The 24,605-nt window shown below is 40.4% G+C and carries 23 protein-coding genes; 16 read left to right on the forward strand and 7 right to left on the reverse strand.

Going from position 1 to position 24,605, the window contains the following annotated elements; all coding sequences use genetic code 11:
* Window positions 1-69 precede the first annotated feature (69 nt).
* From ACFI4Z_RS05930 to ACFI4Z_RS05940, 3 genes are all read right to left on the reverse strand, one after another.
* Window positions 70-957 (reverse strand): LysR family transcriptional regulator, encoded by an 888-nt coding sequence (locus tag ACFI4Z_RS05930; protein WP_099295061.1) that lies wholly within the window; start codon window positions 955-957, stop codon window positions 70-72.
* A 120-nt stretch (window positions 958-1,077) separates the two neighbouring features.
* Window positions 1,078-2,601, reverse strand: coding sequence for a DUF3369 domain-containing protein (locus tag ACFI4Z_RS05935; RefSeq protein WP_462669776.1), 1,524 nt, complete (start codon window positions 2,599-2,601; stop codon window positions 1,078-1,080).
* A gap of 51 nt (window positions 2,602-2,652) precedes the next feature.
* Entirely contained in the window at window positions 2,653-3,060 is a 408-nt protein-coding gene (locus ACFI4Z_RS05940; RefSeq protein WP_099295059.1) for a DUF2721 domain-containing protein, read from the reverse strand.
* A gap of 97 nt (window positions 3,061-3,157) precedes the next feature.
* Here ACFI4Z_RS05940 and ACFI4Z_RS05945 point away from each other — a divergent pair, with 97 nt between their 5' ends.
* The 3 genes from ACFI4Z_RS05945 to tsaD are packed head-to-tail and all read left to right on the forward strand — an operon-like array spanning window position 3,158 to window position 5,121.
* Complete coding sequence (locus tag ACFI4Z_RS05945) at window positions 3,158-3,484, forward strand: putative signal transducing protein (protein ID WP_462669777.1); 327 nt, start codon at window positions 3,158-3,160, stop codon at window positions 3,482-3,484.
* A complete protein-coding gene (locus ACFI4Z_RS05950) occupies window positions 3,477-4,067 on the forward strand; it encodes a YjaG family protein (protein ID WP_462669778.1) in 591 nt (196 codons plus the stop codon). Before ACFI4Z_RS05945 ends, ACFI4Z_RS05950 begins: the two co-directional genes overlap by 8 nt.
* A gap of 40 nt (window positions 4,068-4,107) precedes the next feature.
* Window positions 4,108-5,121 (forward strand): tRNA (adenosine(37)-N6)-threonylcarbamoyltransferase complex transferase subunit TsaD, encoded by a 1,014-nt coding sequence (gene tsaD, locus ACFI4Z_RS05955; RefSeq protein ID WP_462669779.1) that lies wholly within the window; start codon window positions 4,108-4,110, stop codon window positions 5,119-5,121.
* Here tsaD and plsY read toward each other — a convergent pair.
* The gene (gene plsY / locus ACFI4Z_RS05960; protein WP_462669780.1) at window positions 5,118-5,735 is read right to left on the reverse strand and encodes a glycerol-3-phosphate 1-O-acyltransferase PlsY; all 618 of its coding nucleotides are present in this window, start codon (window positions 5,733-5,735) and stop codon (window positions 5,118-5,120) included. The genes tsaD and plsY overlap by 4 nt on opposite strands.
* A 223-nt stretch (window positions 5,736-5,958) precedes the next feature.
* On the opposite strand from plsY, the gene folB reads away from it, so the two are divergent.
* Genes folB through ACFI4Z_RS05975 form a run of 3 tightly spaced genes read left to right on the forward strand, consistent with a single transcriptional unit; the run spans window position 5,959 to window position 7,605 of the window.
* Window positions 5,959-6,318, forward strand: coding sequence for a dihydroneopterin aldolase (folB, locus tag ACFI4Z_RS05965; RefSeq protein WP_462669781.1), 360 nt, complete (start codon window positions 5,959-5,961; stop codon window positions 6,316-6,318).
* A gap of 1 nt (window position 6,319) precedes the next feature.
* On the forward strand, window positions 6,320-6,808 hold the full coding sequence (folK, locus tag ACFI4Z_RS05970; protein ID WP_462669782.1) for a 2-amino-4-hydroxy-6-hydroxymethyldihydropteridine diphosphokinase: 489 nt from the start codon (window positions 6,320-6,322) through the stop codon (window positions 6,806-6,808).
* A complete protein-coding gene (locus ACFI4Z_RS05975; RefSeq protein ID WP_462669783.1) occupies window positions 6,805-7,605 on the forward strand; it encodes an undecaprenyl-diphosphate phosphatase in 801 nt (266 codons plus the stop codon). Before folK ends, ACFI4Z_RS05975 begins: the two co-directional genes overlap by 4 nt.
* Before the next feature lie 73 nt (window positions 7,606-7,678).
* Here the strand turns inward: ACFI4Z_RS05975 and ACFI4Z_RS05980 are convergent, their stop codons facing one another.
* The gene (locus ACFI4Z_RS05980; protein WP_462669784.1) at window positions 7,679-10,582 is read right to left on the reverse strand and encodes a TonB-dependent receptor plug domain-containing protein; all 2,904 of its coding nucleotides are present in this window, start codon (window positions 10,580-10,582) and stop codon (window positions 7,679-7,681) included.
* A 583-nt stretch (window positions 10,583-11,165) separates the two neighbouring features.
* On the opposite strand from ACFI4Z_RS05980, the gene mpl reads away from it, so the two are divergent.
* From mpl to trmB, 5 genes are read left to right on the forward strand one after another with little or no spacing between them, the layout of a single operon-like run.
* Complete coding sequence (mpl, locus tag ACFI4Z_RS05985; RefSeq protein WP_462669785.1) at window positions 11,166-12,515, forward strand: UDP-N-acetylmuramate:L-alanyl-gamma-D-glutamyl-meso-diaminopimelate ligase; 1,350 nt, start codon at window positions 11,166-11,168, stop codon at window positions 12,513-12,515.
* A gap of 20 nt (window positions 12,516-12,535) precedes the next feature.
* Entirely contained in the window at window positions 12,536-13,159 is a 624-nt protein-coding gene (locus ACFI4Z_RS05990; protein ID WP_099295049.1) for a flavin prenyltransferase UbiX, read from the forward strand.
* On the forward strand, window positions 13,156-14,085 hold the full coding sequence (locus ACFI4Z_RS05995) for an ABC transporter ATP-binding protein (protein ID WP_462669786.1): 930 nt from the start codon (window positions 13,156-13,158) through the stop codon (window positions 14,083-14,085). Before ACFI4Z_RS05990 ends, ACFI4Z_RS05995 begins: the two co-directional genes overlap by 4 nt.
* A complete protein-coding gene (locus ACFI4Z_RS06000) occupies window positions 14,086-14,853 on the forward strand; it encodes an ABC transporter permease (protein ID WP_462669787.1) in 768 nt (255 codons plus the stop codon).
* On the forward strand, window positions 14,853-15,521 hold the full coding sequence (gene trmB, locus ACFI4Z_RS06005; protein WP_462669788.1) for a tRNA (guanine(46)-N(7))-methyltransferase TrmB: 669 nt from the start codon (window positions 14,853-14,855) through the stop codon (window positions 15,519-15,521). The genes ACFI4Z_RS06000 and trmB overlap by 1 nt, the downstream gene beginning before the upstream one ends.
* Here trmB and ACFI4Z_RS06010 read toward each other — a convergent pair.
* Window positions 15,451-17,388, reverse strand: coding sequence for an EAL domain-containing protein (locus tag ACFI4Z_RS06010; protein ID WP_462669789.1), 1,938 nt, complete (start codon window positions 17,386-17,388; stop codon window positions 15,451-15,453). The two genes, trmB and ACFI4Z_RS06010, sit on opposite strands and share 71 nt — an antisense overlap.
* A gap of 261 nt (window positions 17,389-17,649) precedes the next feature.
* On the opposite strand from ACFI4Z_RS06010, the gene panP reads away from it, so the two are divergent.
* Window positions 17,650-19,278 (forward strand): pyridoxal-dependent aspartate 1-decarboxylase PanP, encoded by a 1,629-nt coding sequence (gene panP, locus ACFI4Z_RS06015; protein ID WP_462669790.1) that lies wholly within the window; start codon window positions 17,650-17,652, stop codon window positions 19,276-19,278.
* Between the two features lie 39 nt (window positions 19,279-19,317).
* Here the strand turns inward: panP and argE are convergent, their stop codons facing one another.
* Window positions 19,318-20,469, reverse strand: coding sequence for an acetylornithine deacetylase (gene argE / locus ACFI4Z_RS06020; RefSeq protein ID WP_462669791.1), 1,152 nt, complete (start codon window positions 20,467-20,469; stop codon window positions 19,318-19,320).
* 208 nt (window positions 20,470-20,677) lie between these two features.
* On the opposite strand from argE, the gene argC reads away from it, so the two are divergent.
* From argC to ACFI4Z_RS06040, 4 genes are read left to right on the forward strand one after another with little or no spacing between them, the layout of a single operon-like run.
* Window positions 20,678-21,682 (forward strand): N-acetyl-gamma-glutamyl-phosphate reductase, encoded by a 1,005-nt coding sequence (gene argC / locus ACFI4Z_RS06025; protein ID WP_462669792.1) that lies wholly within the window; start codon window positions 20,678-20,680, stop codon window positions 21,680-21,682.
* Between the two features lie 8 nt (window positions 21,683-21,690).
* Entirely contained in the window at window positions 21,691-22,452 is a 762-nt protein-coding gene (gene argB, locus ACFI4Z_RS06030; protein WP_462669793.1) for an acetylglutamate kinase, read from the forward strand.
* Window positions 22,453-22,459: 7 nt separating this feature from the next.
* Window positions 22,460-23,380 carry an ornithine carbamoyltransferase gene (locus ACFI4Z_RS06035; RefSeq protein ID WP_462669794.1) on the forward strand — a complete coding sequence of 307 codons (921 nt, stop codon included), beginning with the start codon at window positions 22,460-22,462 and terminating at the stop codon, window positions 23,378-23,380.
* 10 nt (window positions 23,381-23,390) lie between these two features.
* Window positions 23,391-24,593, forward strand: a complete 1,203-nt coding sequence (locus ACFI4Z_RS06040) for an argininosuccinate synthase (RefSeq protein ID WP_462669795.1) — start codon at window positions 23,391-23,393, stop codon at window positions 24,591-24,593.
* The last annotated feature ends 12 nt before the right edge of the window (window positions 24,594-24,605 follow it).

Consider the following 24,605-nt stretch of genomic DNA (forward strand, 5'->3'; position numbering starts at 1 on the left):
TTTACGCGAACTTAAATCTACTAAAAAGAAGCAAAAAAAGCCCGAAGTAATCAGGCTTTTGATTTATGTTTATTCACTAATAGACAGCGCTGTCTTTTTAATAAGTGAAAGCAGCTGATTTACATGGTCACCCTGAGGGACATGGTGGCTTGTTTTAACTATCAGTTGTTCTTGCGTTAAATCCTTATTTGTTTTCAATTGCACCAAACCGGTATGCTCTGCAACTGTGTTAGCATGTTCAATACTGGCAATTGCAAAGTGATTTGATTTACATAAACCATCCATCACTTGCTCAATGCTGCCCACTTTAATTGACGGTGTTTTATTTAGCCCCTCAATTGCTTCATTTAACATGGCTTGGATTTGCTTAGACTGTGAGAAACAGCCATACATTGGGTAGTCAATAAGATCTTGTTTACTAATATCACTTTTTTCAGCGAGTGGGTGAGTTTTAGCTACAAATAAAATAAGTTGATCAGGTAAATGAATATCAGTACCTATGCTATTAATTGCTTGTGAGCATACGCTAATATCAATTTCACCAAGCTGAAGTTTACGCATTAATTCACTTGGTTCTTGAAGTTGCATCTCGATTTTTACATGGGGGTATTGTGCTAAAAACTGACCACAAGAAACAGGGACGATCGCACTTGCTTTATTGGTATAGCCAATTACTAACTTTTCATCAGAACAACCATTAACAGATTGGTATAGGCGTTTTTTAGTTACTTCAAGTTCATTCAGTGCCGCTTGCGCATAGCTTAAAAACAATTCACCTTCAGTGGTTAATTTTACCGAACGAGTAGAGCGTTTAACTAGCTCGTAACCCATTTCATCTTCTAATGTTTGGATGCTGCGTGTTAACGCTGATGTACTAATTTTTGTTGTTTCAGCTGCTTGGCGAAAGTGCCTAAGCTGACCTAGTGCTACAAATTGTTCTAGTTGTTCAAATCTCACTTTTATAGTCCTTTGTAATAAGTAAGCCACACGGAGGCGAACATAGTTGAAATAAACCTAATAGATACTAATGCATTGTACCTAATTTGAAAAGGCCATTTTACACAAATGTTACAACCATTAGTCTGGGTATTGTTTATTTATCTGTAAAAAAAGTGCTAAATTTTCGATGAATAAATCGACTAGCTTAGGGTCGAACTGCTTGCCTCTTTGTTCTTTAATAAGCGCTATAACGTCATCCATTAACCATGCTTTTTTATAGCATCGCTCGCTGCCAAGTGCATCAAAGACATCAGCAAGAGCTGTAATGCGTCCCGTAATATGTATTTCCTCTCCTTTTAATTCATTAGGGTAGCCAGTGCCATCCCACTTTTCATGATGAAGATAAGCAATAAGTGAACCGCATTTTAAAATTTCATTATTGGAATTGTTAAGAATGTCGTATCCAATTTGAGCATGAGTCTGCATGATTTTCCATTCTTCAGCATCCAGTTTTCCGGGTTTATTTAAAATGCTATCAGGAATGCTGATTTTGCCAATATCATGAAGTGGTGAGGCCAGTTTGATTATTTCACATTCAAATTCATTTAATCCGTACAGCTTGCCTAAAAGTTCGCTGTATAAGGCAACCCTTTTAACGTGGGAACCGGTTTCTTTTGAACGTTTCTCAACGGCTTCACCTAAAATATAGGATAACTCTTTTTGTGAATCTTTTACCATTTCCCGCATTTTTAAATTATCGTAGGCAAGGGCAATATTGTTGGCAAAATATTCTAAAAGTTGGTGCTCCGTGCCTCCTAGTTGAGAACCCTTATGAATGTAAAGCATAGCTTCAAGGCCTGCTTGAGTAGAGAAATAGCCTACATAGTCATGATTTGTTTTATAAGACGATTTACGATTATGCGCATCAATAAATAGCGCTTTTACATTCTCAGGAATATCACTATTCATTGGTAGGGACTTTACGCCCGAGGCAGCAAGCAACTCAAAGTCAGTTGCTGGAGATGTTTGTTGGTTTACTGCCGCGGCACAATAAATTTCGGTTCCATCTAAACCTAATACATTTTTTACATGAGTTAAAATCGTTGATGCAAATTCATTAACACTGCCACACATTAAAAATGAACTTGAAGCCGTAATTATTCTTTCTAACCCTTTTTTATGGCGCTCAATAATTTGAATATCTCTGTGGGCTCGAAGTGCAGAATAAAGCAGCGTCTTCATTTTTATAGCGGTCAGCTCAGTTTTGTTTTTGTAGTCATTAATATCGTAATCACGAATGACTGCTTCTTCAGGCGCTTCACCAGGCTGTCCGGTCCTAAGGATTAAGCGTATATCGTGATTATTAATATCTTCGCGGATAAACTTTATGAGCTCTAGCCCTGCGTGACTAGTCTCCATCACAACATCAATTAAACCCACAGAAAAGTCAGGATGTTGTTGTAATAATTGCTTGGCTTCTTGGGCAGAATATGCATGATGAAACCTGAGTGCTTTATTCTCAAACTTAAAGCCGGATAATACCAATTTGGTCACTTGATGAATGTCATCTTCATCATCGACAACTAATACATCCCAAAAATCGGGCTCGCTATTAAGTGTGGCCTCTTGAATTACCTCATTTGAAAATAAAAAGTCACTCAAATGAATACCCTTAAGTTTAATTATTCACATATAGAGTATAGTGTCTGTTTTTTAGTCTGCCTGTTTGCTGTGTGGTTTTTTTTCAATATTCTTCAACTCGATCTCTATAGCATCACAGGAAATATGAATTTCATATAAAGAGGTTAAAAGTGACAAAGCTAAGCATCCTAGGCTAATACCAAAGAGGACTACGCCAACGGTTTTAAACTCAATAAATAATGCAAACATCGAAATAGTGCACATTAAAAATGAGGCTACACCATAAACTTGCATGGTTCTTATAAGTTTAATACGCTTTCTAAGGTTCGCTATTTGCTCTACGACTATTGGGCGAATCGTTTTCCCTTCACGGGCATTTAGCTCTCTAATTAATTGCGCTAATACTAAAAAACGGTTTGTATAGGCTAACAGCAACAATGATATTGCAGGAAAGAGCAAGCCAGGGGTTGTGAGGGTCATAGTGAGATCCTGAGTAACAAGTGGTTTCTTCAGTAGCCTAGCAATCAAGTAAATGAAAGTAAAAGAGTTCGCTTATAAAATGACAGGAAAGTAATAAATGAATAATCCATTTCAATGGCTCACCATTTATAGTGCTGCGGATGCTGTAGAGGCGAATATTGTTAAAGGCTTACTTCTAGCCAATGACGTTAATTGTCAATTGTTAGGCGAGTCTTTACAAAGTGCGGTGGGTGAGATACCCATTGCACAAACCGAAGTTCGAGTTCAGGTTTATGCGATTAAAGAGCGCCAGGCGCGAGAAATATTGATAAACTATAGGCAAGATCAACAATCCGCTCCTGATTGGGTTTGCCCCAACTGTAATGAGCATAATGGGTCAACATTTGAAATGTGTTGGTCCTGTGGGACATCAAAGAATGACTAAAGCGAATAATTTTCAGCGAATTCGAGAGCTTAACTATTTACAGCAAGCGGTTCTAGCCGCAGCACTTATTGAGCGAATGCTACCAAATTACGGTTTATTTAGTGAAGCGACAGGTTTTGGTGATGAAACAACGCTGCGCAGTGCACTTAATGTATGCTGGGAAAAAATTCTTTTACCTAAAAGTAAAATTGATTTAGAAAAACAAATTGAAAAAATTGAACCGAATGTACCTGAGTTAGCAGACTTTGACATGTTTGGAACCTACCCAGCGATAGATGCTGCTACCGCTTTACTTGGTTTAATGCATGGTTTAATTGCACAAGATGGCAGTGAGTTCGTTAGCATAAGTAAAATATCGCAAGCAACGGTAGCACGCTTTATTGAATATCAACTGACAGTTGAAGGTGAAATTGCTGATAACAAAACAGTACGAGAGCATCCCCTAATGCAGTATGAAATTGAAGTACTCAGCGAAATAATTGATTATGTTGAGCAGATGGGACGAGTTACATCACAAAGTGTTAAATCACTTAAGCAGCATGCCATTGCTGATGGCCAAACAAACATTGGTTTAGCGTTATAAAATTAATCTAAGTAAATCTACTCGTTAGGAGAAAGTTGCAGTGCGAATTTTAGGCATTGAATCATCATGTGATGAGACTGGTATTGCTATTTATGATGATGAGCAAGGCTTACTTGCGCATCAATTATATAGTCAGGTAAAAGTGCATGCAGATTATGGAGGAGTGGTTCCTGAGTTAGCGTCACGTGACCATGTTCGAAAAACGCTACCGCTCATTGATGCAGTGTTTGCTCAAGCCGGTTGTGGTCCTGAAGATCTTGATGGTATTGCCTACACCGCAGGCCCAGGTCTTGTTGGAGCTTTACTTGTTGGTACTTCCATAGGGCGCTCATTGGCTTATGGTTGGGGAATTCCTGCCGTTGCAGTACATCATATGGAAGGGCACTTATTGGCTCCAATGCTTGAAGAAGATGTACCGGAGTTTCCATTTATTGCGCTTTTAGTCTCAGGCGGTCATACCATGATGGTTAAAGTTGAAGGTATTGGTCAATATGAAGTGCTAGGGGAGTCTGTTGATGACGCCGCAGGAGAAGCGTTTGATAAAACTGCAAAACTCCTCGGTTTAGATTACCCAGGCGGGCCTCGCTTGGCTAAACTGGCTGAGCAGGGTGAACCTAAGCGATTTATATTTCCACGGCCAATGACTGACAAGCCAGGGCTTGACTTTAGCTTTAGTGGTTTAAAAACGGCCGCGGCTATCACGATTCGTGATAATGATGATGCTGAGCAAACTAAAGCTGACATTGCTCATGCCTTTCAAATCGCCGTCATCGACACACTAGTGATCAAATGTAAACGTGCGTTAAAACAAACGGGTATAAAGCGTTTAGTTATTGCCGGTGGCGTAAGTGCCAATGTGCAATTGCGCGCACAGCTTGAACGCGTAATGCAAGGCATGAAAGGTCAAGTGTATTACCCAAGAACTGAATTTTGTACAGATAATGGCGCAATGATAGCGTATGCAGGCATGCAGCGTTTAAAAGCAGGGCAATTTGCAAGTCTTGATATGAAGACTAAACCACGTTGGCCAATAGATAGTTTGGAGGCGATTTAATTCGCGTTTTGATCATTTTGAGTTGGCGGCTTTTTTTTGTCGCCAATTTTAGGCTCCTGTCCACTGAACAAGCGTTTAATATTGCCGTGATGACGGATAATTATTAGCACAGTTAAAAACGTAACAGGTAATGTATACAATGGCTTTATCCACCATGTATACAGAGGTGCTAATGCCACCGCAGTGAGTGCGCCCAAGGATGAGTAGCGAGTGAGTGCAACTACAGCAACCCACGTTGAAATTAATAGCCCACCTAACGTTAAACCTATCGGTAACAGTGTGCCAAATGCTGTTGCAACCGCTTTCCCCCCTTTAAAGTTAAAGAAAACTGGAAACATATGACCTAAACAAGCAGCTACACCAATTAGTCCTAAAATTAGCGGATCTAACTTTAAAAAATAAGCGCCCCAAACAGGAATAGTGCCTTTAAGTATATCAAAAACTAAAACTAATACGGCAGGTAAAGCTCCTCCTAAGCGAAATACATTCGTTGCGCCTGGGTTATTTGAGCCATTCAAGCGTGGATCAGGTAGTTTAAAAAGCCGAGACACTAGAATAGCCGATGAAATCGACCCCAGTAAATAGGCTAAAACTAACATTAATACAGCTATCACGCGGTTCCTTATTTTTTAATCATGCATTTTCGGCTATCATTGGCGACAAAATTAACATCACAAACACGTGCGTTCAATATTTAGGTAATTCCTTTGCACCTACTGCACATTGTATTGTTAAATTTCTCATAGTTAAACACGCTAAAAGTATATAAATGATATAAATATAAATTATAGCGCGTGTAAACTCATTAAAGAGTTTAAATTTCTAGTTGGAGCAGTTATGGACAAGGTTTTTATATCACAACTACATGTTGACACTATCATAGGCGTTTATGATTTTGAAAAAGAAACTAAACAGAGCTTATTTTTTGATATAGAGATGCTATGCGACATTAAACCAGCTGCCACAACAGATGATATAAGTCTTGCATTAGATTATTCAAAAGTGAGTGAGCGTGTTATTGAGCATACAACAGCTAAGCCAGTTGAACTGTTAGAAACCCTTGTAGAGCAACTTGCTGCAATTATATTGGCTGAATTTAATACCTCTCAGATAACGATTAAAGTAAGTAAACCAGCCGCGGTGGCGCAAGCACAGACAGTAGGTGTTGAAATTACACGCCAAAAGGTAGCCAGTTAATATGGCCCAAATTTATGTTAGCCTTGGCTCAAATGTAAATAAAGAGCACTACATTAGTCAGGCTTTGAAAACGTTAACGTCATATTTCCCCCATCTTGAGCATTCTAGTGTATTTGAAAGTGAGGCAGTAGGATTCACTGGCAGTAATTTTTATAATTCAGTTGTGGGCGCGCAAACAGAAATGCCACTCGAGCAGTTATGTTATTTACTCAAAAAGATTGAGCAAGAAAACGGCCGGACAGCGAATGATAAAAAGTTTAGCCCGCGCACATTGGATTTAGATTTACTGTTTTACGACGATGTTGTCTGCGACTCACCAGCACAACTCCCGCGCGATGAAATAACAAAAAATGCATTTGTACTGCAGCCATTAGCAGAAATAGCGCCAAATTTTTATCACCCTGTTGCTGAGCAAACGATCGCCCAGTTATGGAGTAACTACAACAACCCCAATCAAAAACTATGGAAGGTGGAGTTTACTAACCCATGAGTATTATCGAAATTATTGTTTTAGCCCTGATCCAAGGATTGACTGAGTTTTTACCTATTTCAAGTTCAGCACACTTGATTCTTCCCTCACAAATATTAGGGTGGGAAGACCAAGGTTTGGCCTTTGATGTTGCAGTACATGTTGGAACGCTTGTTGCGGTTGTAATCTATTTTAGAAAAGAAGTAGTCGAAATCTTAGGAGCGTGGTTCAAATCATTTGGGCAACAGGGTACAACCGATGATAGTAAACTCGGCTGGTGGATTATTTTAGGGACTATCCCTGCAGCTGTACTCGGGTTAATTTTTAAAGACTTAATTGAGTTGTACTTGCGCAGTGCATGGGTTATTGCTGTAACGACTATTTTGTTTGGTTTACTCCTATGGTATGCAGATGTGAAAGGTAAGCAAACTAAAACAATTTACCAATTAAACTGGAAATCAGCCCTGATGATAGGTATGGCGCAAGCCATGGCAATGATCCCGGGTACGTCACGTTCAGGTATTACTATGACCGCTGGTTTATTACTTGGAATGAATAAGCAAAGTGCGGCACGTTTTTCATTTTTACTGGCCATTCCTGTTATTTCGATGATGGGGTTGTACTATACAGTTGAGTTAGCGTTGGGTGATGAAGTTGTGGATTGGACTACGCTAATTTTAGGTGCGGGTTTATCATTTGTTTCTGCATACGCTTGTATCTTTCTGTTTTTAAAAATCATTGAACGTATGGGCATGATGCCATTTGTTATTTATCGTTTATTACTCGGTATTGGCTTAATTGTATTTTTAATGATTTAGGCAGTTATACATACAAATAAAAACGCCTTAGCTCACTGAGCTAAGGCGTTTTTTGTTATTAGCTAATACACATTTAGAATGTGTATTTAGCGCCTAACGATAAACGGCGGCCTTTAACATCAAAGAACTCACCATCGTCGTACGTGAACGGGTTACGTGGTGGCTCACGGTCTAGGATGTTGTTAACACCAATACGTAACTGTAGCTCATCCATTAGATAAGTTTTGTACATGAAATCAAACGTAGTGTAAGACGGGATATCATTGTAGTTGTTGTCTTCAATGGTCCAGTCATTATCATTAACTGTTGCATGACGGTAGTTCATGGTTAGCACATACGCTGAGTCATCATGAGAATAAACAGCATTAAAACGGCCCTTCCAGCGAGGTGAAGCTGTTTCGCCTACATCAGTTCTAAAATCTTCAGCACGGCCTGTAGAGTTATTGTTGTCCTCTATTAGGTAAGTTGCTGTTAGTTTCAATGCCAAGTCACCAGAGAACAACTCAGTGCGGTATGCTGATTCAACATCAACACCTTTTTTATTAATAACAGCGGCATTAATTGGGCGAGTGAAGAAGTTTTCAATTTCACCCGTTTCTTCATTACGCACAACGTTACTACAGAAAGGGTTATCTAAAGACGATGATTCATAACAAAGCTCAACGCTGTTACGGCCAAAGTATTCAATAGCGCCTTCTACTTCGAATGACCAGTAATCAAGTGTTATATCTAGCCCTTCCACGAACTCAGGTGTATAAATTAAGCCAATGGTATAATCGTTAGATGTTTCATTTTTAAGGCTTTGGTTACCTTGAATATAGCCTGGTAAGCTGCCACCTGAAAGCCATTCATCTGATGGCATCCAACCTTTAGGAAGCCCAGCTGCTTGGCAGTTTTTGATTACATTATCTTTATATTTACTGCCTGACTCAGCGATAGAGTCAGCTCTACACACATCCGCGCGACCTGAGCTAAATGTTTTTGAGTTAGGCGTGAATAAATCCCCTAGGTTGGGAGCGCGTACTGATTTAGAACGATTTAAACGAACACGTAACTCATCAGTTACACCCCAGTTTAGGGCTAACTTCCAGGCATTATCTTCACCTGTAACTGAGTAATCCATGTAACGGAACGCCGTTTCAAGGGTTAAGTCAGTTGCTAGGAATGCATCTTCTAATAATGGAATTGATATTTCAGCTGAAAGCTCATTTACATCAATCTCACCATCCATAGGAAGGCTTGAATTACCAAAAATTAAGCCTTTTTGCATATTTTCAGACGGTGTAATAGTTGCTGACTCACGGCGGTGCTCAGCGGTAAATGCAGCTGCAACATAACCTGCTGGTAGTTCAAATAAGGCGCCATCTACAGTAACAGCAAACACGGCTTGGTCGTGCTTAGCAAAACGTGTTGCATCAGTCGCTATATAGTCTAACTGTGCTTGTGTTGCAGAAGTCGCGCCCATTGTGTTAAATGGCGTACAACCTTCAATAGCACCTACTACATTACCTTTAGCATCACGTTTGGCACATACTACATTGCCTTGGTATTCAACGGCATCAATAGAGTTAGCTAAGTTTTGCGTTAATACTTCGCCAGTCCAAAGAGTATCTTGCTCGATGCGACCAAATTGCGCGTAAGCAGAGTAGCCCCAGTCGTCGTTTAAGATACCTTCAGCGCCAATTGAAGTACGGAATACTTCGCGCTCTTGGTTGTATGCACGGTCGCCCCATAAGTTTTCATTAGCTTGGCGAAGTGTTACCTCTGTAAGCTCATTGTCGTCCATTACTTTAGCCATATCGTCTTTAATAAATGCATTGTCGCGACGTATTGTATGGCGAAAGAAAGAAGGTGAGCTCTCTGTTGTTGCTTCTGTATTTGAGTAAGTGAAGTCAAAGGTTAAAGCGTGGTCGTCATTGAGTTCATATGTACCGTACGCTGAAGCAATTATACGCTCTAATGGCGTTTGAAAATAATCTTTATAGCCGTGGCCAAAAACACCATCGCCTTGATTTTGACTATCTTGGAAGTAGTTTGACGCATCACGCCCAACACCTGGGTTAGGAATGCGCCCCAAGCCATAGTCAAACGGTTTTAGGTTACCATTTGCATCAAAAGTGTAGTGGTGATTGTCATAACCATTATTTTTAAGTGAGTCTTTAGCGAAGAAGTCGCCACCTTCAGAATAATAAGCAAGACCAGTAGGTTGACCTAAAATAACGCGTGAAGGAATACCGTCATCACCACTTGTATTTGCTGGGTTTGCGTATGAGTTCACAGGGTTGCGGTAGAAGTCACGGCTCAGCTTGCCATAGCTTTTGTTTTCTGTGTAATTAAATGAAGCAATAAAAGAGAGTTTATCGCCTTCCATACCACCAGTAATTGAGAAGTTGTTTTGCTCGCCACCACTTTGCTCTGGACGTACGGTAGAAACATCAAGTTCAATCCCATCCATTGATTTTTTAGTAATGATATTTACCACACCTGCTACTGCATCAGCACCGTAAACGGCTGCTGCACCACCTGTAGCTATCTCAATACGTTCAATCATTGTGGTAGGAATGTTGTTTAAATCAACTGCAGTGTCACCCACAGAACCAGGTACAAAACGGCGACCATTAACAAGCACTAATGTACGCTCTGATCCCAAACCACGAAGATCGGTTGTGTTAAGACCTGACGCATAAATAGTATTAGTTGTTGTTTCTGGTGAGAGGCCAACCGTCGCTTGTGGCATTTCTGCAAGCAAATCATTAACGTTAGTAATACCTTGGTTTTCCATCTCAACACCGCTGATCACAGTCACAGGCGTTGGCGAGGTTAGGTTAAAACGTTTGATTTTGGATCCAGTCACTTGAATTCGTTCAACAGGTTTAGCATCTGCCGTTGACTGAGCGAATACACTCGATGCGCCAATAGCACCTGTTACAAGTACTGTATTAACCGCTGCTGCGATAAGATTTAATTTTTTCAACATAACACCTTTTAATTTCGACAAGTTTTAAAGACCGATTAAAACTTGATGGAACTTATTTACTTTCTCAACTGAGTCAGTTTTGGCTGATACCAAATAAACATCAGAAAATGTAAGTAAATGTAATTTGCAGATGTTTTATCACAGTACCTAAATTGAGTCTTGAAAGTAGGGGATGTATCAATTGTTTCTTAATTGTGTATTTTGTATTTATTGTGGGTATTTTTTGGTATAACCTTGATTATATGGTTTTTAATTTGTAATCATGACTTTACACTTCTATTTGCAAACTGTTTTTTTGAATTGAATCACTTTATTTATTAACTAAAACTAAATTATTTATAAATAACTTAGTCTGTTAATTGAGCTTTATTTAGGGTTTTGTATAAAAAGTGACGCATGATTTTTGCGCACTTAAACCGTTGGCAATGAACTTTTTTGAAATTACTGTTTATGTGTCACTTTTTTGCAAAGGTGTTGTGCGAGATGGCAATGGTAACTAGGCGCTAAATTTGGCATTATATCAAGCTTACTATCGCTATTATTAATTGCGCTGCGCACCTAGAAATGCAGCAAAGGAGCACAGATGCATATTCATATTTTGGGTATTTGCGGTACTTTTATGGGTGGTATTGCCGCAATCGCTAAATCGCTCGGTCACACTGTAACGGGGTCTGACCAAAACGTATATCCGCCAATGAGCACCCAACTTGAGTCGCTCGGTATTGAACTCACTCAAGGTTATGACACCGCCCAACTTGAACCTGCGCCAGATATGGTGGTAGTTGGTAATGCAATGAGTCGTGGTAATCCGTGTGTAGAATACGTGTTAGATAAAGGCCTTCCATATACATCGGGTCCTGAGTGGTTAAAACATAACTTATTACAAGACTCCTGGGTACTTGCTGTTGCTGGAACGCATGGCAAAACAACCACCGCCAGTATGCTTGCGTGGATATTAGAATATGCGGGCTTAAAACCAGGTTTTTTAATTGGTGGGGTTGTGCAAAATTTCGGAGTGTCAGCGCGCGTTGGCGAAACGCCCTTTTTTGTCATTGAAGCTGATGAGTACGATACGGCTTTTTTTGATAAGCGAAGTAAATTTGTTCATTATTTGCCCAGAACGCTCATTTTAAATAATTTAGAGTTTGATCATGCTGATATTTTTGACGATTTAAATGCAATAAAAAAACAGTTTCACCATTTAATGCGTACATTACCCAGTAGTGGAAAAGTCATTTGGCCTAGTGATGAGCTCGCCCTAGATGAAGTCATACAACAAGGTTGCTGGAGTGAGAGCGAAACATTGGGCGGTGACTGGGGCTATAACCTACACAAAGGTGATGGCAGTGAGTTTACTGTATTACTAAACGATAAAATTGTTGGCACGGTTAAGTGGCAAGCTATTGGTGAGCATAATGTTAAAAATGCCATTATGGCGATAGCAGCAGCGCGCCATGTGGGTATTGCAATTGATCATAGCATTAGCGCATTAGCTGAGTTTATAAGCCCAAAACGACGCATGGAGCTCAAGGCGGATATCGCAAATATTAAGGTGTATGATGACTTTGCGCATCACCCAACAGCCATTAAAACCACACTGGCGGGATTGCGTGCTAAGGTTGGCGACGAAAAAATTATTGCGATTTTAGAGCCTCGTTCGAACACCATGAAAATGGGCGTGCATCAACATACACTGTTAGCGTCGCTGAGGGATGCTGATGAGGTTTACTTATTTGAGCCAGATAATCTTAACTGGTCGTTGAACGAGCAAGCTCAGCAAGCTGGTATGAATTGTTTTACCAGCACCAACGAAATCGTTACGAAAGTTGTGAATGACGTAGTACCACAACAGCATATTTTAATTATGAGTAATGGCGGTTTTAATGGCCTGCACGAGCAATTAATTCGCGCGATAGAGACGAAGTATAATTAACTTAAAAAGTGAGAGCTTAAGTGCAATATAAAGAAACCATCACACTTGCTTTTAGTGGGGCATCCGGTGCTCCCTATGGTTTACGTTTACTTGAAGTGTTATTAGCACAGCAATTTAAAGTATATGTGTTGATCTCAAGCGCAGCGCGCGTTGTACTGGATACAGAGTCAAACATTAAACTCTCAGCCAATGAAGACAAAGCAACCGAGCAATTGTGCGCGCTTTTTAATGCGCTACCTGAGCAGCTTCAGGTTTTTGGTAAAGACAACTGGTTTAGCCCTGTGGCGTCAGGCTCGGCGGCGCCTAAAAAGATGATTGTTTGCCCATGTAGTGCAGGCTCGGTGTCTGCTATTGCTGTTGGTGCGTCAGATAACTTACTTGAGCGAGCGGCTGATGTGGTTATCAAAGAGCGTGGGCAACTTATTTTAGTGCCGCGCGAAACACCGTTTAGTGAAATACATCTTGAGAATATGCTTAAACTAGCTAGGTTAGGCGTCACTATTATGCCAGCAGCACCGGGATTTTATCATCAACCAGAGTCTATAGGTGATTTGGTTGATTTTATGGTGGCACGAATTTTAGATCATTTAAATATTGAGCATACCCTTACTAAGCGATGGGGTTATGGGGAAGGTAAAAAGTGAGCGAACAAACCACAGCTTTAAAAATTAAGGGCCTCAGAAAGGTCTACAAAAATGGTGTTGAAGCAGTTAAAAATATTGACCTGCAGGTGCAAAAAGGGGACTTTTTTGCTTTGCTTGGTCCAAATGGAGCGGGTAAATCAACGACGATTGGCGTTATTTCGTCGCTTGTGAATAAAACGGCCGGCCAAGTAGAGGTATTTGGTCATAACATTGATACTCACTTGGAGGCCGCTAAATCAGAATTGGGTTTAGTGCCGCAGGAGTTTAATTTTAGTCAATTTGAAACACTCACCCAAATATTAGTGAACCAAGCTGGGTATTATGGTGTGCCACGTAAAATAGCTCATCAGCGTGCCGATAAATACCTGCAGCAGCTAGGTTTACTTGAGAAAAAAGACAAGCAAGCACGCACTTTGTCAGGTGGGATGAAACGCCGCTTGATGATTGCTCGTGCGCTGATGCATGAACCAAAATTACTTATTCTTGATGAGCCTACAGCGGGTGTTGATATTGAACTACGTCGCTCAATGTGGGATTTTTTAAGGCAGATTAACGAACAAGGCGTGACCATTATTCTTACCACGCATTATCTTGAAGAAGCAGAACTGCTTTGTAAAAACATTGCCATTATTGATTCGGGGATTATCGTTGAAAACACCACAATAAAAGCACTACTGACGAAACTGGACAAAGAAACTTTCATTTTAGATTTAAAGCAGCCTGTACAACCGGTCTCACTCGCGGGGTATCAATTTTCTATGGTAGATGATCATACCATTGAGGTTGAAGTGGCTAAATCACAAGGCCTTAACGCTGTATTTAGTGCGTTAACAGAACAAGGAAATACGGTGCTAAGCATGCGCAATAAGGCAAATCGTTTAGAAGAGTTATTTGTCGGTTTATTAGAACAAGGGCGGGAGAAGTAGATGTTTAAATACGGCGTAGCCTTAAAAAGTTTATGGATAAAAGAGTGTATCCGCTTTTTACGTATTTGGGTACAAACACTGGTGCCACCTGCTATTACAATGAGCCTATACTTTGTTATTTTTGGTAATCTAATTGGCTCTCGAATTGGTGAAATGGGTGGCTTTAGCTACATGGAGTTTATTGTTCCGGGCTTAATTATGATGTCGGTTATTACTAACTCATATTCTAATGTTGCATCGAGTTTTTACTCCACCAAATTTCAAAAAAGTATAGAAGAGCTACTTGTTGCTCCTGTGCCTAACTACATTATTGTACTGGGTTACATGGGAGGAGGGATGACCCGGGGTATGTTGGTTGGTTTAATTGTTACTTGTGTATCTTTACTATTTGTTGATATTCAAATTCATAATATCTTTGTCATCATTGCGACTGTTATTTTAACTTCAGCCGTGTTTGCACTGGGCGGTTTAATTAACGCGATTTATGCCAATAGTTTTGATGATATTAGTATTATTCCTACATTTATACTCACACCACTTACTTATTTAGGCGGGGTGTTTTATTCAATAACTCTGTTACCTGACTTTTGGCAAGGTGTGTCACAAATCAACCCAATTATTTATATGGTTAACGCATTTAGGTTTGGATTTTTAGGTGTGTCAGATGTTGATTTATCAGTCGCATTTGGTGTGTTGTTTTTATTTATTACGGCCTTATTTACATTAGCGTTAACGCTAATCAAAAAAGGTGTGGGGCTTAGACACTGATGAGTGATGCAAATTCACGAAGTATTGTATCAAACCAAGATGGCTTGAATGAAAAGCTTGAAGAAATTGTCAGCAAGCACTTAAAAGCTGAGTTTAAAAAGCCTATTGCTGCGCATACTCAATCTGCGTTTGATGAAGTAAACGAAAAAGTACAAGCGTTTAGTGGTCCTTTGATTCTTGATTCATGCTGTGGTGTTGGTGAAAGTACAGCTAATTTAGCAAAGCGTCACCCTGATGCATTAGTCATTGGTATTGATAAATCATCACATCGTTTAGATAAGCATGATGTGGAATATAAACAAACAGATTCAGGTCATTATATTTTAGTGCAAGCAGATCTAAATGACTTTTGGCGTTTGGCTGTGGCTGCTGATTGGCAACCCTCTCATCATTACCTACTGTATCCAAACCCATGGCCTAAAGCGAAGCACATTCAGCGACGTTGGCATGGTGCAGCAATCTTTCCTTTTATTGTTAAGCTAGGTGGGCGTTTAGAGGTTCGCAGTAACTGGGATATCTATGTGAAAGAGTTTGCCCAAGCACTGCGCTTAACTGGGCACAATTGCGACGTTGAACTGTTTGAAAGCGATGAAGCTATCACTCCATTTGAGCGTAAATATTGGGCGAGTGGTCAACAGAGTCACCGTTTAGTGATTGATTTGAGTTAATCGCTTGTATGAGTGGGTTTATTTGTGGAGCCGGTGAGGCAAAGTAATTGCCCTGCATTAAATGTACGTTGGCTTTTAAGAGTGTGTTGATGGTTGGTTTATTTTCAACACACTCGGCAATTAGCTCTAAATTTAATTGCTTTGCAAAGCTCGCAATATGTTCGATATACAGATAAATATCAGTGTCATGGGCAATCTGTTTAACTAGAGATCCATCAAGCTTGATCCCATCGACATCAAGTTTTAGCACGTTAGAGATATTTGAATAACCTGTTCCAAAATCATCAATAACGACTTTAATACCACGTTGTTTAACCAATGCGATAAATGCTTTCACTTCAGAGAAGTTTGCAATAGCTTCGGTTTCTAAAAGCTCTAATGTAATGTTACTAGGTTGGGGGTAGCGATTAAGCTCTTGTTCAAGATATTCGCTGAGGCTTGGGTCTAACATATCGTGCACAGTGATATTAATGCTCCAGCACAAACTTGTCCGTCTAAAACGCTCAAAACATTGAGTGAGCATTGTGCGGGTAAGAGCACCGTCCATACGAGAGCGATTAACGACATTTAAAAATGACTCAGGCAGTAATATTTCACCATGACAGGTGATCATACGTGCTAAACATTCGTATTTTAGAACATCGCCACTGCTGTAATCATAAACAGGCTGGAAATACGCAATAATACGATTATTATCAAATGCTTCTCTGACCTCTTTAGCCATTTCAACATTATATTGATACTGATTTTTCACATCATGTAGTGCATTTGAGTAATTAACAACATTAAAGCGTCCTTGTTTCGCTTGCAGGGCAGCTATGTGGGCATTTTCAAGCAGCATTGCTTTGTTTCCGTGAGCAATACCTGCACATAGCGTAATATAAATAAATGGCTCCTTAAGCAAAGGAGAGCTGCAATTATATCCTTGTACTAATTCACTGAACCCGCGATGTTGTTCTTCAAACGGGCCTATTAGAACCACTTTGTTCGTTGATAAACGAAATATTTCACTGCCTGCGGGACGACGTTTAGCAAAGTACTCAAGTAAGTTTTTCATAACTTTATCACCTACTTTTGTACCGTAAAAACTATTAATATCTTCAATTTCATTGATCCAAATAACAGCAACTTGTAAATGAAAGTGAGAAGATTTGCTCATGTAATATTCAAGTGCAATGTGGTTTGCAAAACCGCTACTACTGTCCGTTGAAAGGGCGCGTTTGAGCAAATAAATATAAATGCTTGCGACTAATAAGGCGATAAAGAAGAAAAAACTCGCAAGCGCAGCTGCTTTTGACACGCTTTGGTTAAGGTGTTGATTGAGGTCATATATTTTAATATCAGCACCCGTTAGGTAAGTATTGCCTGCGTTATCAATGTAAGGCACGAAAATGCTTTTAAAATGCCCCCATTGATCTTTTGAAATTTCAAATACAGGCTCGGTCGAATAAAATGCGCTGATATTGGCTTTGGTTGCTTCAGGGTAGAGATCAAGAAATTGAGTGACTTTCCCTGAGTTTTGATCCTCTTGGGTGTAGCTTGACGCAGTGAAATGTACACGGTTATCTTTTAATACCATGGCATACACATAGGCAATATCAAGCGCGTTAGCGAATTCTGAAAGTTGACGGCTTTTTTGCTGAAACACAAATTGTGGGATCGATCTTCCCGATTTTAATGACTCATGGTAATCATGGCCTAATATATGTTTTACGCTTACAGCTGCATTTAATAACCGTGTATCTAGCTGTTGCATGATTTCTGCACGGGCGGTGTGGTAAGTATAATAAACGTAGCTGAGTAAACTCACTAAAAATATTAAAAAGCCCGCAACAATCCAGTTTGTCCTTAAACTTGTTTTAATCATTCTTGTTCCTTATTTGTTTACTGGCGCATTATACAAAAAAAGGAACTGCTGCCTATAATTAAATCTTTCTTGGATTATTAACTAATTTATCATTAATTTGTCATGCAATTGTCGGCTTTTATGGCTTTAAACGAGACATTTATACTCTATTGCAGTAAAGTTAGCGCATTTCGTAGAAACAATGCGGTTTAGTTTGTTATTCAAAAAGCCATATAACCTAGGTACTTTGATTATGAAAAACTGCACTTACTGGGTATTAAGATGGATCAAAAGCGTTGTGCCGTCGCCTCTAAAGAAACTCTGATGCGTATATTTACCGTGCCTGAAGCACCGGACTCAACATTGAGTAAAATTGAGCTTGAAATTTCAAGCAATTTGGCTGGCTTCTTAAATGAGAACATCGCGGCTATAGAAAAGCCACTGCATGAAATTGAAAAAGACTTTCAATCGGCAGTGATCCCAGAAGATCCAACGTTTGTTTCTACTTATGCACAAGACATAATGGAGCAATTGGTTGCACACTCTGTGCATACTGCTGCGCCTAGCTTTATTGGTCACATGACTTCTGCATTGCCGCACTTTGTATTGCCATTATCAAAATTAATGGTGGGGCTAAATCAAAACTTAGTCAAAATAGAAACATCAAAGGCATTTACCCCATTAGAGCGTCAAGTGCTTGGTATGATCCATCACCTTGCGTATGGGCAAAGCGATGCCTTTTACAGCAAGTGGATGCACAGCGCTAAAACCTCATTGGGAGCGTTCTGCTCTGGTGGCACCGTAGCTAATATCACAGCGTTATGGATAGCACGCAATCGCTTGTTAAAAGCCGATGGTAAGTTTAAAGGAATTGGCTCACAAGGGTTAATAAGTGCAATGATGCACTATGGCTACAAAGGGTTGGCTGTATTAGTTTCAGAGCGTGGGCATTACTCATTGGGTAAATCAGCAGATTTATTGGGTATAGGTCGTGATAATTTTATCGCGATAAAAACAGCCAATGACAATAAAGTAGACATTGCGGCGATGCGAGACAAAGCGCATGAACTTCAATCCCAAGGCATTAAGGTCATGGCGATTGTGGGCGTAGCAGGCACAACTGAGACAGGCAACATTGACCCCCTTAACGATATGGCTGATTTAAGCCAAGAGCTGGGGTGTCATTTTCATGTAGATGCAGCATGGGGTGGTGCGACACTGCTCTCACAGACATACAGACCTTTACTCAAAGGCATTGAACGTGCTGACTCAATCACAATTGACGCACACAAGCAAATGTACGTTCCTATGGGCGCGGGGTTAGTGTTATTCAAAGACCCAGCAGCTACTGATGCGATAGAGCATCATGCAGAGTACATTTTACGTAAAGGCTCAAAAGATTTAGGTAGTCATACACTTGAAGGTAGTCGCCCTGGTATGGCGATGTTAGTGCATGCTTGCTTACGTGTAATAGGCCGTAAAGGTTATGAAATACTGATCGATAAAGGGATTGAAAAAGCGCGTTACTTTGCTTCTCTTGTTAGTGAAGATGAGGATTTCGAGTTAATCTCTGAGCCAGAGTTATGTTTGCTGACCTATCGTTATGTGCCGAAGCAAATTCAGCAAAAGATCACAAATGCAGATGAACAAACTCGATTAGAGATATTTGCGTCATTAAATCGATTTACAGCCAGTATGCAAAAGCGCCAACGTGAAGCGGGTCGATCTTTTGTATCGCGTACACGTTTAACACCAGCAAAGTATGATCATCAACCAACTGTGGTTTTTCGGGTTGTACTTGCGAACCCACTTACATCCGAAGCTATTTTAAAAGAAATTTTAGCTGAGCAAAAAGAGCTCGCTAAAACAGATCCTGTCTTTAAAAAGTTTTTATCTAAATACATGGATTAATTTAGTGCTGGCGCTAGCCAAAGGCTCGCCAGCATAGCGTTATGAATGAAAACAACTGGCTCTGATCATCTCACTGATAATTTTTTGCGAAGGTTTAATTTTCTCCATTGCTAAAAACTCATCCGGCTGGTGGGCTTGATTAATAGAGCCAGGCCCCATTACGATAGTTTCACAGCCAAGCTGTTGAATAAACGGCGCTTCAGTACAGTAATTTACAGCCACAGCTCGCTCGCCAGATAATTTTTCGGCCAGTTTAACGAGTGCAGAATCAGTACTGCCTGTAAAAGCAGGGATGGGTTCATGCATATCAATCACGCTCACCGCATCAGGGTATTGGTTATTAATATCTGCAGCTATATTTAACAGCATCGCTTGTAATTCTTGTACACTTAAACCTGGTAATGGGCGCATATCAATGTGCATTTCACAGCAACCACAAATACGATTTGCGTTGTCACCACCATGTATGTGCCCAAGGTTTAGAGTAGGGTAGGGAATAACAAAATGCTCAACTGAATATTTATTCTTTAATTCTTGCTTTAGCACTAGTAGTCTTGAGGTAACTTGATGCATGACTTCAATGGCATTCAAACCACGCTCAGGAACAGAGCTATGGCCTGAACGACCGACGACTCTAATTGCTGTACTCATATGCCCTTTATGCGTAAATACAGGCGTCATGTCGGTAGGCTCACCGATTATACAACGTGCAGGTTTTAAATTTGAATGCTTACAAACTTGCTGGGCGCCCGCCATGGTAGTTTCTTCATCGGCAGTGGCTAAAATTAAAATCGGTTGCGATTGGTTGCTCTCATCAAGCTCACTTATTGCTTGCAAAATAAAAGCGAAAAAACCTTTCATATCAATACTGCCTAAGCCGTAAAGTTTATTATCTGACTCGTTTAATTTAAATGGATCAACGCTCCATCTGCTGTCATCAAATGGCACGGTATCAGTATGACCAGCAAGCATTAAACCGCCATCGCCTTTGCCGCGCTTTGCTAATAAGTTGAAACGACCTTTAGGACCTGAAAGCTCAGTTATTTCACACTCAAATCCGAGCTCTTTACACCAATTAGCAAGTAAATCGATAACCCCCTTATTACTCATAGACAAAGATTCATCCATTGAACTAATTGAAGGCGCAGCAATTAATTGCTGATACATAGACATAAAAGAAGGGAGTGACATAAAAAATTCCAAAATAATTATTCATTCTAATTGCATAACAATATAAAAGTATTTATGATGAATATCAATTCACTTTTTAAGCATAAATATATCAAAGTAGAGCCATGACTAATATACGACGATAACGAAATTTCATTCCTCAAAATAGTGCCCTGCAACGCACTTAAAATCTATATGTATACCTAATTATCACTAGAAAGAGTAACGAATGAACGTAGTAATTATTGGCGCGAGTGGTTATAGCGGTGCTGAGTTAGCCAGCTTAGTAGTAAAGCATTCCCAGTTAACCTTAACCGGTTGTTATGTGTCTGAACAAAGTTTAGATAAAGGCAAATTGTTAAGTGATTTATATCCAGAGCATTTAGGTTTATTAGATACCCCTTTATTACCGCTAAGCGAAGCCGCCTTTAACGAGATTAATAGTAATGCTGATTTTGTTTGTTTATGCACAGATCACAAAGTAAGTGTCGATTTAGCGCCACGCTTTTTAGCTATGGGCAAAAAGGTGTTCGATTTATCTGGCGGTTACCGTTTAAGCAGCAACGAAGATTACCAAACTTATTATGGTTTTGAGCATCAGCACACTGACTTATTAGCACAAGCTGCATATGGTTTAGCTGAATGGAATAGCGAAGCCATTAAAGAGGCCCAGTTAGTAGCGGTTGCGGGCTGTTACCCAACAGCAGCACTCAATGCATTAAAGCCATTACAACAAGCGGATTTATTAGCTGAGCAACCAATCATAATCAATGCTGTATCAGGAGTAACAGGTGCTGGGCGTAAAGCCAGTATTGCCACTCATTTTTGCGAAGTGTCACTGGTACCGTATGGTTTATTCAACCATAGGCACAGCCCTGAGATTGAACAGCATTTGGGTCATAAGGTTTTATTCACGCCGCATTTAGGTAATTTCCCTCGCGGTATCCTTGAAACTATTTATGTACAGTTAAAAGCAGACGTAACACCTGAACAAGTTACACATGCTTATCAGGTATTGGCAGATGAGCCGTTAATTCGTTTGTTGGGCAGCAAAATACCTTCTATTAAAGGGGTTGCTAAGCAGCCATATGTAGATATTGCATGGCAGCAACAAGGTAGCCAATTAATTGCTATGGCGGCGATAGATAATTTATTAAAGGGCGCGGCTGGCCAAGCATTGCAATGTATTAATTTAGCTATGGGCTTGCCCCACAGCACAGGTTTAAAAGGGTAGTTTTAGTAATGCAGACATGGGTTATTAAATTAGGTGGCGCAGTACTAAATACTGAAGATGCAGCAAAAGCATTATTTGAAGCTTTAGCATCTCAGACTCAATCGCAATTTGTGATTGTTCATGGCGGTGGTGCACTTGTTGATAGTTGGTTAAAAGATGCTGGCTTTGCAACAGCCAAGCACCAAGGTTTACGTATTAGTCCAAAAGAACAGATGCCTTATATTGTTGGTGCATTGGCAGGGTGTGCCAATAAACAATTGATGAGCCAAGCAATCATTGCAGGGCATAAACCTGTGGGGCTTAGCTTGTACGAGGCTGGTATTATTTCTACACAAAAGCTAAAAGCATTAGGTCAGGTTGGTCAATGCCAAAGTGGAGTGCAAAGCGTTTTACCTGAGCTTTTAAAGCTAGGGCGTTTACCGTTAGTTAGTTCGGTTGGATTTGGTGAAGATGGCCTTTGGTATAACGTAAACGCGGATGAAGCAGCCGCAGCGATAGCCAAAACGCTCGATGCTGAAATTATTTTTATGACGGATGTAGAGGCGGTTCTGGATGGCAATAAACAGCCTTTACATCAACTTGACACAAATCAGATCAATACTTTAATTGCAGAGGGAGTAATTGTGGGCGGGATGGAGGTCAAAGTTAAGACCAGTCTTCACGCTGCCCAACATTTACGACGAGGTGTGTATATTTCGAGCTGGCAAAAGCCAGATAATTTAATTGCTTTACTTAACGGTGAGCACGTCGGAACAAAAATTACACCATAGGTTTTACATGTTTAATCATTTTTTATCAGGTCTAGAGTTAGATCAAAAAGGCGCACTTAAATTACTCAATCTTGCGCAAAAAATTAAAGCTAATCCCGCTGATTTTAGCCAAGCGCTCGCGGGCAAATCAGTTGTTACGTTGTTCGAAAAGCCAAGCTTACGTACCCGCTTATCGTTTGATATTGGTATTAACAAACTAGGCGGCCATGCGGTTTATTTGGATTCGCAAAATGGGGCTATGGGCGCTCGTGAGTCAGTAAAAGATTTTGCATTAAATATTGCTAGCTGGGCTGACGGCATAGTAGCACGGGTTAATCAGCATAATACGCTGACTACACTGGCTGAGTTTTCTAGTGTGCCAGTGGTCAATAGTTTGTGTGACTTATACCACCCATGCCAAGCATTGGCTGATTTTTTAACACTGCAAGAAGTATACGGTGATGTAAGCCAGCTGAAATTAGCCTATTTAGGTGAAGGCAACAATGTGACTCATTCACTTATGCTACTAGCCGCAACGCTTGGCACTGATTTTGTTGCAGTCTGCCCTAAAGGCAGTTCACCAGATTCGCAAATATTAAAGCAAGCAGAGCAAATAGCCGCAATGAATGGCGCATCAGTGATGGTGAGCGACCGTGTTGAAGCTGCGGTAGGTGCTAATGTTGTGTACGCCGATACCTGGGTATCAATGGGTGATGACACACCGCTTGAACAAGTTAAAGAAAAGTACATGCCATATCAGTTAAATGCAGCATTACTCGCACAAACAGGGGCTGACACTGTTTTGCATTGCCAGCCAGCACACCGTGAATTTGAAATTACCTCTGAGGTAATGGATGGCCCGGCATCAAAAATTATACAGCAAGCAGAAAACCGTATGCACGCGCAAAATGCACTGCTTGTTACATTATTAAATCCAAATTTTGTTTAAGGTATTATCAATGAGTTCAATTAAAAAAGTCGTATTAGCCTATTCAGGTGGTTTAGATACATCAGCTATCGTGCCGTGGTTAAAAGAAAACTATGGCTGTGAAGTTATCGCGTTTGTGGCTGATGTAGGTCAAGGCGCTGAAGAGTTGGAAGGCGTAGAAGAAAAAGCCATCGCATCAGGCGCATCAGAATGTTATGTGGTTGATTTGAAAGATGAGATGGTAAGTGATTACATTTACCCAACGTTAAAAACTGGCTCAATCTACGAAGGTACTTATTTGTTAGGTACTTCGATGGCACGCCCAATCATTGCTAAAGCACAGGTTGAAATTGCACGTAAAGTCGGTGCCGACACGCTTTCTCATGGTTGTACAGGTAAAGGCAATGACCAAGTTCGTTTTGAATCGTGTTTTGCAGCCCTCGCACCTGACTTAAAAGTAATTGCACCTTGGCGTGAGTGGGATTTATCAAGCCGTGAATCGCTATTAGATTACTTAGCAGAGCGTGATATTCCTTGTTCAGCATCAGCTACTAAGATTTATAGTCGTGATGCTAACGCGTGGCATATTTCTCATGAAGGTGGCGAACTTGAAGACCCATGGTGCCAACCAAGTGAACAAGTATGGACATGGACTAACTCTCCTGAGCAAGCGCCCAATGAGGCAGAACTAGTTACCTTAAATGTAGTAGAAGGTGAAGTGGTTGCCGTGAATGGTGAGCAACTTAAACCTTACGACTGTTTAGTGAAACTTAATGATATAGCATCGCCGCATGGTGTGGGTCGTGTTGATATTGTTGAAAACCGTTTAGTGGGCATGAAGTCACGTGGTTGTTATGAAACACCTGGCGGTACCGTGATCATGGCTGCACTACAAGCAATTGACGAGCTTGTACTTGATAAATCAAGCCGTAAATGGAAGGAAGTGCTGGGCGGTGAGTTTTCACACCTAGTTTATGATGGTCGTTGGTTCACACCACTTAAAAACTCAATCTTAGCAGGCGCAGAAGCGTTATCAACACTGGCTACGGGTGAAGTTGTGCTTAAGCTTTATAAAGGTCAAGTAACTGCGGTGCAGAAAAAGTCACCACATAGTTTATACAGTGAAGATTTCGCGACCTTTGGTGAAGATGATGTGTACGACCAATCACATGCTGAAGGGTTTATTCGTTTGTTCTCGCTTTCAAGCAGAATTTCAGCATTAGCGAAGAAGTAATTTAATACGCCC

The sequence above is a fragment of the Pseudoalteromonas sp. RWi3 genome (assembly GCF_054960735.1).

Excerpts from the sequence above, each read along its gene's own strand:
- ACFI4Z_RS05940 (WP_099295059.1), bottom strand. The coding sequence starts at position 3,060 with ATGACCCTCACAACCCCTGGCTTGCTCTTTCCTGCAATATCATTGTTG.
- ACFI4Z_RS05945 (WP_462669777.1), top strand. The coding sequence starts at position 3,158 with ATGAATAATCCATTTCAATGGCTCACCATTTATAGTGCTGCGGATGCT.
- ACFI4Z_RS05950 (WP_462669778.1), top strand. The coding sequence starts at position 3,477 with ATGACTAAAGCGAATAATTTTCAGCGAATTCGAGAGCTTAACTATTTA.
- folB (WP_462669781.1), top strand. The coding sequence starts at position 5,959 with ATGGACAAGGTTTTTATATCACAACTACATGTTGACACTATCATAGGC.
- folK (WP_462669782.1), top strand. The coding sequence starts at position 6,320 with ATGGCCCAAATTTATGTTAGCCTTGGCTCAAATGTAAATAAAGAGCAC.
- ACFI4Z_RS05975 (WP_462669783.1), top strand. The coding sequence starts at position 6,805 with ATGAGTATTATCGAAATTATTGTTTTAGCCCTGATCCAAGGATTGACT.
- ACFI4Z_RS05980 (WP_462669784.1), bottom strand. The coding sequence starts at position 10,582 with ATGTTGAAAAAATTAAATCTTATCGCAGCAGCGGTTAATACAGTACTT.
- mpl (WP_462669785.1), top strand. The coding sequence starts at position 11,166 with ATGCATATTCATATTTTGGGTATTTGCGGTACTTTTATGGGTGGTATT.
- ACFI4Z_RS06000 (WP_462669787.1), top strand. The coding sequence starts at position 14,086 with ATGTTTAAATACGGCGTAGCCTTAAAAAGTTTATGGATAAAAGAGTGT.
- trmB (WP_462669788.1), top strand. The coding sequence starts at position 14,853 with ATGAGTGATGCAAATTCACGAAGTATTGTATCAAACCAAGATGGCTTG.
- ACFI4Z_RS06010 (WP_462669789.1), bottom strand. The coding sequence starts at position 17,388 with ATGATTAAAACAAGTTTAAGGACAAACTGGATTGTTGCGGGCTTTTTA.
- panP (WP_462669790.1), top strand. The coding sequence starts at position 17,650 with ATGGATCAAAAGCGTTGTGCCGTCGCCTCTAAAGAAACTCTGATGCGT.
- argE (WP_462669791.1), bottom strand. The coding sequence starts at position 20,469 with ATGTCACTCCCTTCTTTTATGTCTATGTATCAGCAATTAATTGCTGCG.
- argC (WP_462669792.1), top strand. The coding sequence starts at position 20,678 with ATGAACGTAGTAATTATTGGCGCGAGTGGTTATAGCGGTGCTGAGTTA.
- argB (WP_462669793.1), top strand. The coding sequence starts at position 21,691 with ATGCAGACATGGGTTATTAAATTAGGTGGCGCAGTACTAAATACTGAA.
- ACFI4Z_RS06035 (WP_462669794.1), top strand. The coding sequence starts at position 22,460 with ATGTTTAATCATTTTTTATCAGGTCTAGAGTTAGATCAAAAAGGCGCA.
- ACFI4Z_RS06040 (WP_462669795.1), top strand. The coding sequence starts at position 23,391 with ATGAGTTCAATTAAAAAAGTCGTATTAGCCTATTCAGGTGGTTTAGAT.